This window comes from Streptomyces sp. A012304, assembly GCF_026008495.1.
Lineage (GTDB): Bacteria > Actinomycetota > Actinomycetes > Streptomycetales > Streptomycetaceae > Streptomyces.
Genome location: NZ_BQUN01000112.1, coordinates 67,282 through 82,478 on the forward strand (window position 1 = coordinate 67,282; position 15,197 = coordinate 82,478).

General features: G+C 70.2%; 13 protein-coding genes and 1 pseudogene. 8 read left to right on the forward strand and 6 right to left on the reverse strand.

Annotated features, from left to right (window positions below; all coding sequences use genetic code 11):
• Window positions 1-290 precede the first annotated feature (290 nt).
• The 4 genes and pseudogenes from ALMP_RS29025 to ALMP_RS29035 form a co-directional block, all read right to left on the reverse strand.
• Window positions 291-1,508, reverse strand: a complete 1,218-nt coding sequence (locus ALMP_RS29025) for an acyl-CoA dehydrogenase family protein (RefSeq protein ID WP_264933597.1) — start codon at window positions 1,506-1,508, stop codon at window positions 291-293.
• Between the two features lie 220 nt (window positions 1,509-1,728).
• Window positions 1,729-1,860 (reverse strand): annotated as a pseudogene (locus ALMP_RS44470) (DUF3500 domain-containing protein); the annotation flags it as partial.
• Window positions 1,861-2,023: 163 nt separating this feature from the next.
• Complete coding sequence (locus ALMP_RS29030) at window positions 2,024-3,202, reverse strand: amidohydrolase family protein (protein ID WP_264933598.1); 1,179 nt, start codon at window positions 3,200-3,202, stop codon at window positions 2,024-2,026.
• 349 nt (window positions 3,203-3,551) lie between these two features.
• On the reverse strand, window positions 3,552-4,304 hold the full coding sequence (locus ALMP_RS29035; protein WP_264933601.1) for an IclR family transcriptional regulator: 753 nt from the start codon (window positions 4,302-4,304) through the stop codon (window positions 3,552-3,554).
• A gap of 492 nt (window positions 4,305-4,796) precedes the next feature.
• On the opposite strand from ALMP_RS29035, the gene ALMP_RS29040 reads away from it, so the two are divergent.
• The 6 genes from ALMP_RS29040 (at window position 4,797) to ALMP_RS29065 (ending at window position 10,535) form a co-directional block, all read left to right on the forward strand.
• A complete protein-coding gene (locus tag ALMP_RS29040) occupies window positions 4,797-6,056 on the forward strand; it encodes a DUF3500 domain-containing protein (protein WP_264933602.1) in 1,260 nt (419 codons plus the stop codon).
• Between the two features lie 160 nt (window positions 6,057-6,216).
• A complete protein-coding gene (locus ALMP_RS29045) occupies window positions 6,217-6,360 on the forward strand; it encodes a hypothetical protein (RefSeq protein ID WP_264933603.1) in 144 nt (47 codons plus the stop codon).
• Window positions 6,361-6,627: 267 nt separating this feature from the next.
• Window positions 6,628-7,923 (forward strand): CaiB/BaiF CoA-transferase family protein, encoded by a 1,296-nt coding sequence (locus tag ALMP_RS29050; protein WP_264933604.1) that lies wholly within the window; start codon window positions 6,628-6,630, stop codon window positions 7,921-7,923.
• A 19-nt stretch (window positions 7,924-7,942) separates the two neighbouring features.
• Window positions 7,943-8,845 (forward strand): fumarylacetoacetate hydrolase family protein, encoded by a 903-nt coding sequence (locus ALMP_RS29055; protein WP_264933606.1) that lies wholly within the window; start codon window positions 7,943-7,945, stop codon window positions 8,843-8,845.
• Entirely contained in the window at window positions 8,842-9,663 is an 822-nt protein-coding gene (locus ALMP_RS29060; RefSeq protein WP_264933608.1) for an enoyl-CoA hydratase-related protein, read from the forward strand. The genes ALMP_RS29055 and ALMP_RS29060 overlap by 4 nt, the downstream gene beginning before the upstream one ends.
• Before the next feature lie 35 nt (window positions 9,664-9,698).
• Window positions 9,699-10,535 carry an NAD(P)-dependent oxidoreductase gene (locus ALMP_RS29065; protein WP_264933610.1) on the forward strand — a complete coding sequence of 279 codons (837 nt, stop codon included), beginning with the start codon at window positions 9,699-9,701 and terminating at the stop codon, window positions 10,533-10,535.
• Window positions 10,536-10,763: 228 nt separating this feature from the next.
• Here ALMP_RS29065 and ALMP_RS29070 read toward each other — a convergent pair whose 3' ends face one another.
• Window positions 10,764-11,582, reverse strand: a complete 819-nt coding sequence (locus ALMP_RS29070) for an enoyl-CoA hydratase/isomerase family protein (RefSeq protein WP_264933612.1) — start codon at window positions 11,580-11,582, stop codon at window positions 10,764-10,766.
• A 604-nt stretch (window positions 11,583-12,186) separates the two neighbouring features.
• The gene (locus ALMP_RS29075) at window positions 12,187-13,095 is read right to left on the reverse strand and encodes a fumarylacetoacetate hydrolase family protein (RefSeq protein ID WP_264933615.1); all 909 of its coding nucleotides are present in this window, start codon (window positions 13,093-13,095) and stop codon (window positions 12,187-12,189) included.
• A gap of 78 nt (window positions 13,096-13,173) precedes the next feature.
• Here ALMP_RS29075 and ALMP_RS29080 point away from each other — a divergent pair, with 78 nt between their 5' ends.
• On the forward strand, window positions 13,174-13,869 hold the full coding sequence (locus tag ALMP_RS29080) for a FadR/GntR family transcriptional regulator (RefSeq protein ID WP_264933617.1): 696 nt from the start codon (window positions 13,174-13,176) through the stop codon (window positions 13,867-13,869).
• A gap of 16 nt (window positions 13,870-13,885) precedes the next feature.
• On the forward strand, window positions 13,886-15,130 hold the full coding sequence (locus ALMP_RS29085; protein WP_264933619.1) for a DUF3500 domain-containing protein: 1,245 nt from the start codon (window positions 13,886-13,888) through the stop codon (window positions 15,128-15,130).
• Window positions 15,131-15,197 lie beyond the last annotated feature (67 nt).

The window sequence follows — 15,197 nt, forward strand, 5'->3', positions numbered from 1 at the left end:
TGCTCGCTCCCGGCGATCGAGAATCTCGGTGATATTCCAGGCCGATGATAGCGCTCACTGCGGGAGCACCGGGCGAGCTCCGGACGGGTACCGTGCGGATACCTCATCCCGGTTGCAGTGAGTGGTACACAGCCTCGGGCGATGGGGTGCCCCGTCGCCGACGCACGTTACCTGCCACAGGGTCCCCGTCCTTCTGCCGGCGGTCGCACGGGCGGTGCAGGGGGGCCATACCGGCGTAACCCAAACGAACGCCCTGCTACGGCGGTGGGTCTGAAGTGTCACAAACTGGGTCAGGGGGTAATCGGCGCGAATCGACGGAGCTCACGGCGTGCCAGCGACATCTTGTGGACCTCGTCCGGCCCGTCGGCGATACGCAGCATGCGGGCCTGGGCGTAGAGCTCGGCGAGGGGGAAGTCCTGGCTCACGCCACCGCCGCCGTGGGCCTGGATCGCCCGGTCGATGACCCAGGTGGCCATCCGCGGCGCGGCCACCTTGATGCCCGAGATCTCGATCGCCGCACCGCGGTTGCCGACGGTGTCCATCAGCCATGCCGTCTTCAGCACCAGCAGACGGGTCGTCTCGATGCGGATGCGTGCTTCCGCGACCCACTCCTGAAAGACGCCCTGATCGACGAGTGGCTTGCCGAAAGGGGTGCGCTGGTGGGCCCGGGTGCACATGAGGTCGAAGGCGCGTTCAGCCATACCGATCAGGCGCATGGCGTGGTGGATACGGCCGGGGCCGAGGCGTGCCTGGGCGATCGCGAAACCGCTGTGCAGTTCGCCCAGGAGGTTCTCTCGAGGGACCCATACGTCGTCGTAGACGATCTCGGCGTGTCCGCCGTGACCGCTGTCTGAGTATCCGAACACACTGGTCGATCGCAGGACCTTCACCCCGGGGGTGTCGAGCGGGACCACGACCATGCTGTGGGTGCGGTGGCGTTCTCCGTCCGGGTTCGAGCGGCCCATGACGATGGCCACCTTGCAGGCAGGGCTCATCGCGCCGCTGGACCACCACTTGCGGCCGTTGATCCGGAACCCGCCGCCGTCCTCGGTGATCCGGGTGTCGATGTTGTTGGCGTCGGAGCTGGCGACCAGGGGCTCGGTCATCGAGTAGGCGGAGCGGATGTCACCGTCGAGCAGGGGCTCGAGCCACTGCTTCCGAACCGCTGGCGTGGCGAACTGCGCGAGGATCTCCATGTTGCCGGTGTCGGGCGCGGAGCAGTTCAGCGCTTCGGGCATGATCCACGGGCTGCGGCCGGTGATCTCGGCGACATGGGCGTATTCGAGGTTGGTCAGTCCGGCGCCCGGCTCTCCGGGAAGGAACAAGTTCCACAGGTCACGGTCACGGGCGGCCTTCTTGAGCTTCGCCATGACCGGCGGGGTGTCCCATGGCCCGATCTCGGTCTTCTGCTGCGCATAGACCGGTTCCGCGGGGATGACGAACTCGTCCAGGAATCGGGTGGCTCGTAGCCTGAGCTCCCGAACCTTCTCGGTTTCCGTGAAATCCATGGTTGTTCCGTCGCGTCCTTTCGGTGGTGGGGTCGACGGTTCGCGCCCGCCTGCGGCGACTGCGGGTGGTCCCGGAGCTGCCGCCGCAGGATCTTGCCCGGTCGAGCCGGCCGAGGGTGGGCTCGCCGTCGAAGTAGCGGACCGCGACCTGATCGGGTGCGCGCTCGACGGACGCGCCGAACAACTCGAGCACGGTGTGGTTGCAAAGGATGATGCCGGCGTGGTTGTCGTATGCGATGAGCACGACCGGGCCGTGTACCCGGAAGCAGAAGGGCGCGCCCTCGTCCCATGTCCCGGTCCGGGCGAGGTGGGTGTTGTCGAGGTGATGTTTCACCTCTGCCCGGCGGTGGGCGCGCGGCTTTTCGGCGGGGCTTCCAGATCAGGGTTCGGTGAGCGCGAGGAGCGTCTCACGCCGACAGTGATACGTCAATAGTGTCGATCTGCCATATCAGGATCTCGTTTCATCGCCGGATGGGACGCGACGGCCCTGACCTGCCCGAGCGACTCGTGCCTGGTCAGCCGTCCGGTTGGGAACGGTCCACTTCTCGGCCCGCCTGGTATACCGCCCGGACGTTCCGTATCGCGGCGATGTCGTGCGCCGGGTCGCCGCCCACCGCGAGCAGGTCGGCGTCGTATCCGGGTGCGAGCCGTCCCTTGCGGTGCCCCAGCCCGCAGGATTCGGCCGCCAGCGAGGTCACGGACACGAGCGCGGCGGTGTTCGTGGCGACCTGCGAGGCGAAGTAGGCGAGGTCCCTGGGCAGGACGTCGTGCGGTTTGAACGGGGCAACCCCGGCGTCGGTGCAGCAGACGACTCGCACGCCTCGCGCGTGCATGGCCGCCATGTTCTCCCACATGGCTTCGAGGACCGCCAGCATCTCGGCGGGCATCCCGTCCATCGGTTCGAGGACGGTACATCCCACGAACACGCCCGCCTCGGCCATGGCGTCGACGGTTCTCGGATTCGGGCGCACCCCGGAGCGGGTGATGAAGGTGCAGTGTTCGATCCCGTCCACGCCGGCCGTGATCGCGTCGGCGATTCCGGACGCGCCGTGTGCGTGCGCCGTGACACGCAGGCCGAGTTCGTGCGCGGTTCGGGTGATCGCCCGCAGTTCGGCCGGGGTGTACTGCGCGCTGCCGGGGTCCGAACCGGCCGTGGTCATGCCGCCGGTGGCCATCACCTTGATCAGATCGACTCCGCGCCGGGCCCGTTCCTCCACCGCGCGGGCGGCCTGCTCGGCGCCGTCCGCCTCGCCGCCGAGATACCAGCAGTGCCCGCCGGTGCGGGTGATGGGCGGTCCCGAGGCGACGATGTGCGGGCCTCGCTCGTACTCCTCCCGCAGGCGCAGCGCGAGATACCCGCGGTCACCGAGGTCACGCACGGTGGTGACGCCCGCGCGCAGGGCCTGCCCGGCATGCGTGCGCATACGGGCCAGGACTGTCGCGTCGTCGTCGCCGAGCATCTGCGTCTCGGTGTGGCCCAGGGGGTCGAACGCCAGATGGCTGTGGGCGTCCACCAGCCCGGGCAGCAGGGTGACGTCGCCCAGATCGGTCAGGGGCACTCCGTCGGGCGGTACGGCGCCCGAGAGATCGACATCGGTGATCACCCCGTCCTCGACGAGGATCATGACGGGCCCGTCGTGCACGGTGTGTCCGTCGAAGAGGCGTTGGGCGCGGACGGCTGAGCGAGGTTTCATGGCGATGGTTCTTCCCTTCGGCAGTACGGATGTTCGGTGCTCGGTGCCGGGTGAAGCGGTCGGGGCGGACCGTGGGGAATCACGGGGGAACGGGGGCCCGTCGCCCTTGACATATCACAGCCGGGACTTCGAAACATAAGTGAGTGCTGACGAAGCCTCATGAGGAGCCGTGGCCGGACACCGGCGAAGACGGTGCAGCAAACCGTCGCCGCTACTGGCGGCGAACGCACCACATCGCGCGCGGCCGGGCAGGACTTCCGTGGCGTCGCCGAAGCCCGTCGGCCCGGCTGTGCACCTTCTGTGCCTGCGCAGCCGTCACCGGCCCCGAGTGCGAGGTTCCGGACCCGGGTCAGCGCACCTCGGCGTCGGCGGGCAGGGCGCCGGAGATGACCTCTGCGGCGAGGCGGACCTTCTCGCCGTACGGCGTAAGGAGTTCGGGAGACATGCGACTCTTCGGGCCCGAGATCGACAGCGAGGCGATCGGGCGGCCGTGCCCGGGGCGGATGGCGGCACCGACGGAGACGACGCCCTCCTCGACCTCCTCCTGGCAGACCGAGAATCCGGACTCGGCGATGCCGCGGAGCTCGGTCCGCAACCGGTCGGGGTCGGTGATCGTGTGCGGGGTGACCGCGTGCAGGCCGCCGGCGATGTACGCGTCCCTCTCCTCCTGTGGCAGAGCGGCGAGGACGGCTTTGCCGTTCGAGGTGGCGTGCAGTGGTCCCCGGGCCCCGAGGGGTGCCACGGCCCGGACCGGCTGGGGGCTGTCGATCCGTTCGACGAGGACGACTTCCCGGCCGGCGGGGACCATCAGGTGCACCGTTTCGCCCACTTCGGCACCGAGTTCCCTCATCGTCGGCAGGGCGGCGGACCGAAGCCCTCCTCGGGCGCCGACGGCGCTGCCGACGACAAAGGCGCGGACGCCGACCTGCCACCGGCCCGTGTCCGTCTGCTGCTCGATCCAGCCGGACTCCGCGAGTGTCGCCAGACTGCGCTGCACAGTGGTCTTCGGCAGGCCGAGGGTCCGGGTCAGTGCGCTCAGTCCGACCGGCTGATTGACCGCCACGGCCTCCAGGACCTGCAGTGCAGTGGTGACGCTGCGCATCGTCCTCCCCTCGTTTCCGGGTGTCTCGCTTGGTGCCCTCTTCCCGCGATCGTCCCACATCGGCCGGGGAGTGCGGCACAGACGCAGGGCTCGCCCAGGAGCCCTCGGATTCAGCCGGACCCGTCTAAACGCAGGGCCTGCGCGACAGCGCCGGCTCGCGGGATCCAGGAGGACCTGGCTCACCTGCTTGACGCTCCCGGAAGGCCGGGCCTAACGTGACCGTAGGTCCTCCAGGCGGTCTATTGGTCCGTATGGCGGACCGATCATAGGTGTGACAGGCCCGCACTCGCTGTACCCCGATCTCCCGCACTGCTCCATCTCCGGCTTCGGGCGTCCAGGCCGATCCGCGACATGGAGGGCATCGACCCGATCGCCTAGGCCTGCGCGGGATGACGCTCCGGCGTGGGCACCGGATCGCTGCCGGTCGGCCTCGAACCGGACAAGGACACCGTTGGCGACCTTGCCGACCTGGCATCGCCGGAAGGAGTCATCATGCCGAAACTGCCGGAGGCAGACCTGCGACATGCCGCGCGGTTCCGCTGCTACGTCCCCGCACCCGACGACCCGCGCGTCGCCGGCCTGCACGAGCACACGGCCCGGACGTTCGCCGAAGCCCGGCTGAGCATCCCGGTGCTCGCCGAGGTGGTACGCCAGTGGCGCGAGAGCGCAGGTGAACCGTACGTCGGCATCACCACCGACGGCCGCGTCCGTCACGGTGTCTACGAACTCGGGACGGTCCCCGATGCCGAACGTCCGCCCACCGAGGCGATGCTCCGCGCGGTCGAGGAGATCCGCCGCCGCACCACGCGGGAGCAGTGGCAGCGGCTGACCTATCCGCTGGAGGCCCCGCAGTGGCGGACCTGGAGCAACCCCGAGGTGCTGCTGTACGACAACGGCCTTCGCCTGGAGGAGGTGTCGGACCCGACCGCGGACGCGCTGCTGGGGCTGGTCAGGGCGACCCTCAGTGAGGACGGCTACGCCGTCGTACGCCATCTGATGCGGCTCAATGGTTTCCTCGGCGAGGTCACCGGCATGACCGGGGTGATGAACCCCGGCAGCTATCAGATCGCCGTCTTCGGCGAACCGTCCCCGGACCAGCCCTGGGGATGGCACCTGTACGGGCACCACGTGTGCGTCAACGCCCTCGTGGCGGGGGACCGGATGGCGATCGGTCCGGTCTTCCTCGGTGCCGAGCCGGACAGCACCGACATCGGCCCGGAGGCCGGCGTCCGGCCGCTGGGTGTCCGCGAACAGGTCGGACTGTCGTTCATCAACAGCCTGACTCCGCGACAGCTCAGTGTGGCCCGCACCTACCGGGTGGTGCGCGATCCACGGATGCCGGAGGGACGAGTGCACCCGGTGGAGGAACGTTTCCTCGCGGGCGCCTTCCAGGATAACCGCGTGATCCCGCTGGAGGGTATCTGCGCCACCGAACTGGACGGCGAGCAGCGGCAGTTGCTGCTCGCCGTCATCGAGCAGTACAGCGTCCTGCTGCCCGAAGGTCCACGGGCCGCCCGCATGCGCGAGGTGCGGGAGCATCTCCCGGAGACGTACCTGACCTGGATCGGCGGCATCGACGACGAGCAGCCGTTCTACTACCGGGTGCAGAGCCCGGTGGCGCTCGTCGAGTTCGACCACCACGCCGGCATGTATCTGACGAACCCGGTCCCGGCACGCTTCCACATCCACACCATCCTGCGGCTGCCCAATGGCAATGACTACGGCCGTCTGCTGTGGAAGTCCCCTTCCTGACAAGAACCCTGACGTCGACGTCGCCATGTTCGGTACGGGCCGGAGGTCGGCCGTGCCGACTTCCCACCTGGGGCAACGAGGCCGCAGGGTGGCCGTGTTGGAGAAGTTCCCGGCCCCTGCAACCTGCCTTGGACGAGTACGCTCGACGGCGGGATCGCCCATGTCCTGCAACACGCTGCCGACCGTCGACCCCGGCACGCCGTCCGGTGTCACGCTGGCCCCCGAGGGTGGCGCTCACCAGTCGATCACCACGCCCTCGCTGGGCATCAGCGGCCGCCGTGCCCGGCGACCCGGCCGCACATGAACGCCGCCGTCGGCACGTGACGCCGGTGCCTGTCGGCTGCGCCGGCATGCCAGGCCTGTGATTACCCTGGCTGACCTGTGGCGCCGTCCGGCACCTGCTCGCCGGAATGCGGCCGACGGGCCCGCCTCACTGTCGGTCGACCGCGGGCCCCCAAGCATCCCCAGGCCGCTTGACGCTGCTGGAATCCCGGGCCTAACTTTGCCGCAGGTCCTATATGCGGTCCACTGGTCCACATAGCGGACCGACTGATGCTCGATGAAGGGCGCAATGACAGCGACAACGGAATCCACCGCGGCCGGCCCGGCCTTCCTTGAGGGAGTGAGGGTCCTCGATGTGACGGGGGCCTTGGCCGGCCCGTACTGCACGACCATCCTGTCCGACCTCGGCGCGGACGTCCTCAAGATCGAACCGGTGGCGGGTGACCGAATGCGCACCCGACGGATGGGCCCGGACCGCAGACCCATCCCCTTCGACCTGACGCATCGCGACAAGGGAAGCCTCGCGGTCGACATGAAGTCCCCAGCGGGCGCCGAGATCGTGCGGTCGCTGGCGCGGCGCAGTGACATCCTGGTGGAGAACTTCCGGGCGGGCGCCATGGCGCGGCTCGGACTGGGCTACGAGGACCTGCGCCCGCAGTGCCCCGACCTCGTCTACTGCTCCATCTCCGGCTTCGGGCAGTTCGGACCGATGCGCGAGGCGAAGGGCATCGACCTGATCGCGCAGGCGTACAGCGGATTGATGTCGGTCACCGGGACCACTGACGGGCAGCTCGCCAAGGCCGGGTTCCCCGTGTCCGACGTGGGCACGGGCATGTGGGGCGCGATCGGCGTCCTGGCCGCCCTGCTGCGCGCACGCGCCGGTGGCGGCGGCGCGTACATCGACGTCGCGCTGGCGGACTCGGTGGCCGCCTGGTCGCTGTGGGAGGTCGCCGACTATGTGGCGACCGGCGTGGAACCGGCCCCGCTGGGCACGGCACACCGCCTGGCGGCACCCTACGAGGCGTTCACCTGCCAGGACGGCGCCACCCTCGTGCTCGGTGCGGTCGACCGGGCCTGGGAAGCCCTGTGCGCCGTTCTGGAGCTCGATCTGCGCGACGATCCACGCTTCGCCACGGAGTACGAACGCTTCCTGCACCGGGCGCCCCTGGCGGAGATCATCCAGGCGCGCTTCGCCACCGAGCCCCGGGATCACTGGATGAGCGCGCTTCGGTCTGCCGGAGTGCCGTGCGGCCCGGTCAACGGCATCGGCGACATCCTCACCGACGAGCAGTTCGCCGTACGCGGTCTGTTCGTGCACGACGAGGAGCGCTTCGCGCAGCCGACGATCGTGAACACTCCGATCGTCGCCGACGGGGCGCCGCGCGCCCGTGGCCATGCGCCCGAACTGGGCGCGGACACCGTCGTGGTCCTGGCCGAACTGGGATACGACGACGAGAGGATCGCCGCCCTGGTCGAGGAGGGTGTCGTCGGTGTGCACGATGCCGGCGCGTCCGCGTCCGGCGCCGCTCGCCTGAGGACGGAGGCGGCCACCCCGGCCGCCCGCGGCGTCGAGGCGCAGAGATGACATCAGGGAGGACGCTTTCATGACCACTGCGGCACGTATGTCAACGGTGGACTGGACGGACGGTCTCGGTCTCGCCCGGGTTCTGCACGGCGGCGCTCCGGTGGTGGCGCTGCGGCGGGACAGGGCGGCCAAGGCGCGCCTCGCACTGGTGGACAGCGACATCTTCGACGACCTGCCCGAGCTGCTCGAAGCAGCCGGGGGTGATCTGGCGGCCATCGAGGCCGGAGCCGTGATCGACGCGCCGGACGATCTGCTCCTGAGCCCGGTGGGACGGCCGGGCAAGGTCATCTGCATCGGCCAGAACTACCTCGCGCACGTGCGCGAGGGCGGCCGCGACGCGGGGCCCGCTCACCCCGACCTGTTTCCGAAGTGGCACACCTCGCTGGCGGCGCCCTTCGCCGAGCTGGCACTGCCCCCGGAGTCGGACCAGATCGACTACGAGAGCGAGCTCGCCGTGGTCATCGGCGCTCGCGCACGTCGGATCACGATCGACGACGCGGAGAGCGTCGTCTTCGGGTACACCGCGGCCAACGACGTCTCGGTCCGCGACTTCCAGTTCCACACGCAGGGGCGGATCGCCGGCAAGGCGTGGGATGGTCTCACCCCCCTCGGGCCGGTCGTGGTGCCCGCCGCCGGGCTCGGCGGCGCGCGCCCCGACCTCGCCCTCACCGGCACGCTCGACGGAGAGGTGCTCCAGGACGACCGCACCTCCCGACTCATCTTCGGGATACCCGAGTTGCTGACCTACATCACCACCGTGATGACCCTTGAACCCGGCGACGTGATCCTTACCGGCACCCCGTCCGGCGTGGGCTTCGTACGCGAGCCGAAAGTGCTCCTGCGTGACGGCTCGGAGTTCGAGGTACGCATCGAGGGGATCGGCGCGCTGCGTAACCGCTTCGTGGCCGAGAAGGCCGAATGACCGCGGCGACCGAGACCTCCTCGCCACGGATCCGCACCGATGTACGGGACGCCGTCGGCACCGTGGAGATCAGCAACCCGGCGCGGCGCAACGCGCTGTCCGTGGCGATGATGACCGAACTCGCCGTCGCGCTGAGGGCGATGGACGAGGACCCGGAGGTACGCGTGGTCGTCCTGCGCGGCGCCGGCGAACGAGCCTTCGTCTCCGGCGCGGACATCAGCGAGTTCCCGGGTCAGCAGGGCGAGACCGCACGACAGAAGGCGGACGACGCGGCCACGACGCTGTTCACGCAGCTGTCCACGCTTTCGGTGCCCGTCATCGCCCGCATCCACGGCTACTGCCTGGGAGCGGGTATGGCCCTTGCTCTCGGCGCGGACCTGCGCTGCGCGGACACCCACAGCGTCCTGGCCATCCCCGCCGCCCGCCTGGGCGTCGGGTACCCGCTGGAACAGACCGCCGCACTCGTCCAGACCGTGGGGCCGGCCGCGGCGAGCGACCTGCTGTTCACCGGACGTCGGCTCCCGGCCGCCGAGGCACACGCCATGGGCCTGGTGGACCGGGTCGTCGAACCCGACGAGCTGGGCAAGGTCGTCGACGAACTCGCTGCGACCATCGCGGCGAACGCGCCGCTGTCGGTCCGCGCCGCCAAGGCGTCCGTACAGGCCGTCCGCCGCCTGAGCGAGGGCGACGAAGCGGCAGGTAGCGCCGCGCTGGGCCGAGCGATCGAGGCCATCGTCCGCTGCCGCACCTCGAGCGACCTCCAGGAAGGCGCCCTCGCCTTCCTGGAGAAGCGGCCCCCGCGCTTCACCGGCCGCTGACATCCACTGCACGACCAACGACGGGAGCACCCGGAATGGGGACATCACTCAAGGGCCGGACCATCGTGATGTCCGGCGGCAGCCGCGGCATCGGGCTCGCCATCCTCACCGCCGCGGCCCGTCAGGGCGCCAACGCGGTGTTCCTGGCCAAGACCGACACACCCGACCCGAGGCTGCCGGGCACCGTGCACACGGCGGTCACCGAGATCGAGGCCGCCGGCGGATCCGCCGTCGCGGTGGTCGGTGATGTCCGTGAGGAGGCCGACGTCGAGCGCGCGGTCGCCACGGCGGTCGACCGGTTCGGAGGCGTCGACATCTGCGTCAACAACGCCAGCGCCCTCGATGTACGGGGCACCGAGGAACTGCCCCTCAAACGCTTCGACCTCATGCAGTCGATCAACAGCAGGGGCACGTTCCTGCTGACCCGGTCCTGCCTGCCGTACCTGAAGCACTCCGAACACGCCCACATCCTGACCCTGTCCCCACCGCTCAACCTCGACCCGCGCTGGCTCGGTGCCCACCCCGGCTACACCCTGTCCAAGTACGGCATGACACTGCTCACCCTCGGCTGGGCGGCCGAGTTCGCTCAGCACGGCATCGCCGCCAACTGCCTCTGGCCGCAGACCATGATCGCGACAGCCGCCGTGTCCAACGTCCTCGGCGGCGAGGAGGTCGCCTCCCGGTCCCGGAGCCCCGAGATCATGGCGGACGCGGCCCTCGCCATGCTCACCCGCGCGCCGCACGAACAGACCGGCCAGACCCTCGTCGACGCCGACGTCCTGGTCGAAGCCGGTGTCACGGACCTGGCACGGTACGGCGGCGGACAGAATCCGGAGCTCGACCTCTTCGTGGATCCGCCCCAGGTGGGATGACCGTCCGGGTGTGAGGGCGGAACCGGGCCGCGCGCCACTCGCGAGATCGCCGACGCTGCGCGCCCCGCCCGTACACCGCGATCGACGTGTCCGTCGAGTACGTCGGTGTTCCGCGGTGGACAGACCCGAAGCAGGCACTGTTCGGAGCGCGTGCTGCCGCGGCAGGAGCGGGGGCGTGGCCCGCGGCGGTCGGCGTGCGCGGGCCCGCCCATGCTGGTCACCGGCGGGTCATCGGCCTGTGTAGGTTGCCTTGCCGGGGCCGTCGCGGAGGAAGGAGGCGACCGCGTCGCGCAGGTCGTCGGTGGCGAACAGGGCGCCGGACACCGCCGGCACGGCGTCGTCCGCGGCCCGTACGCCGTCTCGGACCGCCGTCGCGATCAGCCTCTTGGTGGCTGCATGGGCGCAGGTGGGGCCCGCGGCGACGCGGCGCGCGTACTCCCGCGCGGCTTCCGCGAAGCCTTCGTCGGGAAGAACGCGGTTCACCACGTTCCACCGTTCCAGGGTTGCCGCCGGACAGCGCTCCCCTGTGTAGATCAGCTCACGGGCCCTGGCCGGCCCTGCGCGCTCGGCCAGGCGCTGGGGCCCTCCCATCGAGGGCGTCAGCCCTACGACGATCTCCACCAGCCCGAAGGACGCGGACTGAGCGGCCAGCAGGATGTCGCACGCCAGAGCGATCTCGAACGCCGCGGTGAGGGTCAGCCCGTGCGCGGCGAAGACCGTGGGAACCGGCAGATCCTCCAACGCCCGGGTGATCCGCAGCAGCCGCCGCCACAGTGACGCGGCATGCTGCACCGCATCCGGGCTTTCCGCGATCGCGGCGAACACCGCCACGTCGACGCCACCGGAGACGACTTTGCCCCGTGCCTCGACCAGCACCGCTCTGGCACGATCGGGACGTGCCGGATCGGTGACGGCGGCAAGCTCGTCGACGACCCGCTCCCAGGCGGTGAACACCGACTCGTCGAAGAGGTTCAGCGGCGGCTTGTCGACTACGACGACCGCGAGGTCACCGTCACTGTCGTACTCGATGCGGACCGGCGATGTCATGGGCGTCGTCCCTTCGGAGTCAGGTGTCATCGGTACCCCGGGTTGTGGTGTCCAGGCGCGCGAGGAGGTCGAACTGCGCCGCGGTACGGGGGCAGTTCGCAAGGGGCACCCTCAACCCGTATGGACGATGATTGGTCCATTGTACGGACCGTAGGTCCAGAAATGACCGGACGGAACGCTGAGCGGGACCGGTCGGGCAGGGCCCGGGGCGACGAGCGGAGATGCGGACCGCGGCCGCGCAGACGCCGTACCAGCGTCCGCGCGGCCGCGGTCTTCTTGTGGTGCCAGGGGGTGTGCGGGGCGGACAGAAGGGTTCGCCCCGTTGTCGTTCAGCGGCCGGTGACCTCGATGAAAGACGATCGCAGCGGGCCGCGCACGCTTGACTCGGGCTGTCACCTGGCCACTCAGTCATGTGCGCAGCCGGGACGCCGCCGCGCCGGCGGGTCAGGGTGTGGCGAACGACGGAGCTTCCGACCGCGCGTCGAGGCAGATGCGTGGCCGGAAGCCGACATCACGTCCGTCAGGACATGTGTGACTCGTCGCGTTCGACGTCCCGCCCGATCGAGGCCCGCAAGAAACCGGAGGCTGCCACGTCAGGCTGCCTTCACAGCTCGGGCGGCCTACCCGCCGACGGCACCGGCATCCTCGTCGAACACATCCCCGAGCGGGGGATCCGGCGGTGCTCCCCGCCCACGATCGTGTTGCGCAGGACCCCGAGGCGCTCGACCTCGACCTCTACCACGTCGCCGGGCCGCAGCAGCCAGTGTGGCGTGCGGGCGTAGCCGACTCCGGACGGGGTGCCGGTGGCCAGCAGGTCGCCGGGGCGCAGGGTGAGGGTGCGCGAGATGTGGGCCAGCGTCTCGCCCACCCGGTGGATCATCTGGCTGGTGGAGGCGTCCTGGACCGTTTCGCCGTTGACCCGGGTCCGCACCCGCAGCCCGTCCCGAAGATCACCCACCTCACCGGAGGGCACCATGGGACCGAGCGGGCCGGAGCGGTCGGCGTTCTTGCCGAGGATCCACTGGGAGGTCAGTTTCTGTGCCCGCCGCGCGGTGACGTCGTTGAACGTCGAGTAGCCGACCACCGCCGCGAGCGCCTCGGCGGGGTCCGCGTCCACCAGCGTCCTGCCCACCCAGGCCATGATCTCGCCCTCCCAGTCCAGACCGTCCTCGGTGGCGGGCACGGGGATCTCGGCCCCGCAGACCGTCAGCGACCGCGGCCACCGCGCGAACAGCGTGGGGTACTCGGGCAGTTCCTGGTCGCGGTAGGGCCCCTCGGCGGCGTGCTCGAGGTAGTTCAGCCCGACGCACAGCACCTGTGCGTCGGGCAGTACCGGCGGCACCATGCGTGCCTCACGCGTCGGCACCACCTGGCCGTTCGACGGTCGGGCCAGCCATGCTTCGGGATCGGCCCAGAACTCCCGCAAGCCGGCCACCATGGTGAGCTTCCGGCCGTCGGGTGACAGGTTCGCCACCTGTACCTCGTCTCCGTACGCGACTCCCACGACCTGCATCCGCACTCCTCGGCTCGGAAACGACTCGCTCCCACTCTAACCTTATAAAGGTTGTAACCTTTATGGTTCAATGTCGTCATGGTCACCGAGAAACGCGCCCTGCTGGCCGGTCTGAGTGCTCCGGGCGGCACGCGCGCCGAGCAACTCGCCGCGGCGATCGAGGGGCGCATGCGCGAACTGAGTCCCGGCACGTCGGTCGGCACCATCGAGGAGATCCGGCAGGAGTCCGGTCTGGCCCGCGCCACGGTCAGCGAAGCCATCCGGCTCCTGCGCGACCGTGGCGTACTGGAGATCCGCCCAGGCCGGGGCGGCGGCCTGTTCGTCGCCGACCAGAGCCCGGTGGTCCGGTTGCGGCACACGCTGCTCAGCGTCGCGGGGGAGCCGGGCACGGTCGCGGACGCCATCGAACTGCGCAACCATCTGGAGGAGTTGATCGCCATCGGCGCCGCCCGGTGCGCGGGCGCGGGCGACATCCCGGCGCTGCGGGCCTGCCTGGACGAGATGGCGGCCGCGCCGGACTGGGACGGCCTCATGCGGGCCAACTGGAAGCTGCACGAGCGCATCGCGCAGCTGTGCCCGAACTCGATGGCCCGCGCCGTCTACATCGGCACGCTCGGGCACCTCACGTCGTCCACCGCGCGCACCGCCGACCGGGACGCCGACGCCTACCGCGCGACGCGGCTGCGGATCCACGCCGAGCTGGTGGAGGCGATCGCAGCCGGGGACGAGGCCGCGGTCCGCGTGGCCGTCGCGCGTCACAACCACACCGACTGACCGCAGGGGAGCCGCCATGTCGCCGGCCGAGTACCGCAAGTACCTCTATGCACCCGACTCGCCGCGTCTTGCCTCGATCAGGGGCCTGGACGCCTACGCATACCGGGAGGCGGCCAAGGAGGACCCGTTTACCGGCGGGCTGATCCGCGGCTGGGAGCCCCTGCACCTCGCCGATTTCCGCGGCGTGACCGAGGACGGCACGCTACGGCCCGAGGTGCATACCTGGGAGCCGTCCCGCCCCGGTGAGGAGGCTCCCGTGGCCGACATGGTCGCCGCGGCGCGGGACCTGCTGGCGGAGCTGGACGAGGACGCCCGTGCCAGGCTGTCGCACCCGGTGGACGCGGTGCAGTGGCAGACCTGGGCCAACCCGGAGTTCCTGCAGTTCGACACCGGCCTCCGCCTGGAGTTCCAGCCCCCCGAGGTCCGGAAGAAGGCCCTCGCCCTGGTCGAGGCGTCGCTGAGTCCCGAGGGCTACCGCCTGGTGCACGACATGATGCTGATCAACGGCTTCCTCGGCGAGGTCGTGGGACTGGAGAGCATCCTCAACGAGTTCAGCTACAACGTCGCGCTGTACGGCGACCCGGACGCCGAAGCGCCGTGGGGCTGGCAGCTGTTCGGCCACCACTGCGCCGTCCACTGCCTGCTCGTCGAGGGGCGCATGGTCGTCAGCCCCGTCTTCCTCGGTGCCGAACCCAACGAGATCGACGACGGTCCCCGCGCCGGCACGGTGGCCCTCACCGACCGGATCCGGCTCGGCACGGATCTGATGGCCGCGCTGCCGACGGACCAGAGGGTCACCGCGACCGTGTACGAGCGGATGGTCGATCCCGCGATGCCGCCCGGCCGTATCCACCCCGGAGACGAACGGCACCTCGCCGGCGCCTTCCAGGACAACCGCGTGATCCCCGTCGAGGGCCTCCGCGCCGCTGACATGCCGGAGCGGGCCCGCGAACTGCTCCTGGACATCGCCGAGTCGTTCGTGTCGCTGCTGCCCGACGGCCCGCGCGCGGCCCGGATGCGCGAGATCCGCGAGCACCTCGACGCGACCTGGTTCAGCTGGATCGGCGGGCACGAGGTGGGCGACGTCTTCTACTACCGGCTCCAGTCGCCGGTGCTCATCGCCGAACTCGACCACCACTGCGGCGTGTTCCTGGACTACGACACTCCGAAACCGTTCCACATCCACACCGTGCTGCGTACACCGCACGGCAACGACTACGGCCGCGCCTACGTTCGCGCCTGGCAGGAACGGAACGTCTGAGCAGACGGTGGTGCACCCTCGACGCGGAGGTTTCTTCCTCTCGCTGCGCGGGGTCCTGGCAGCACCC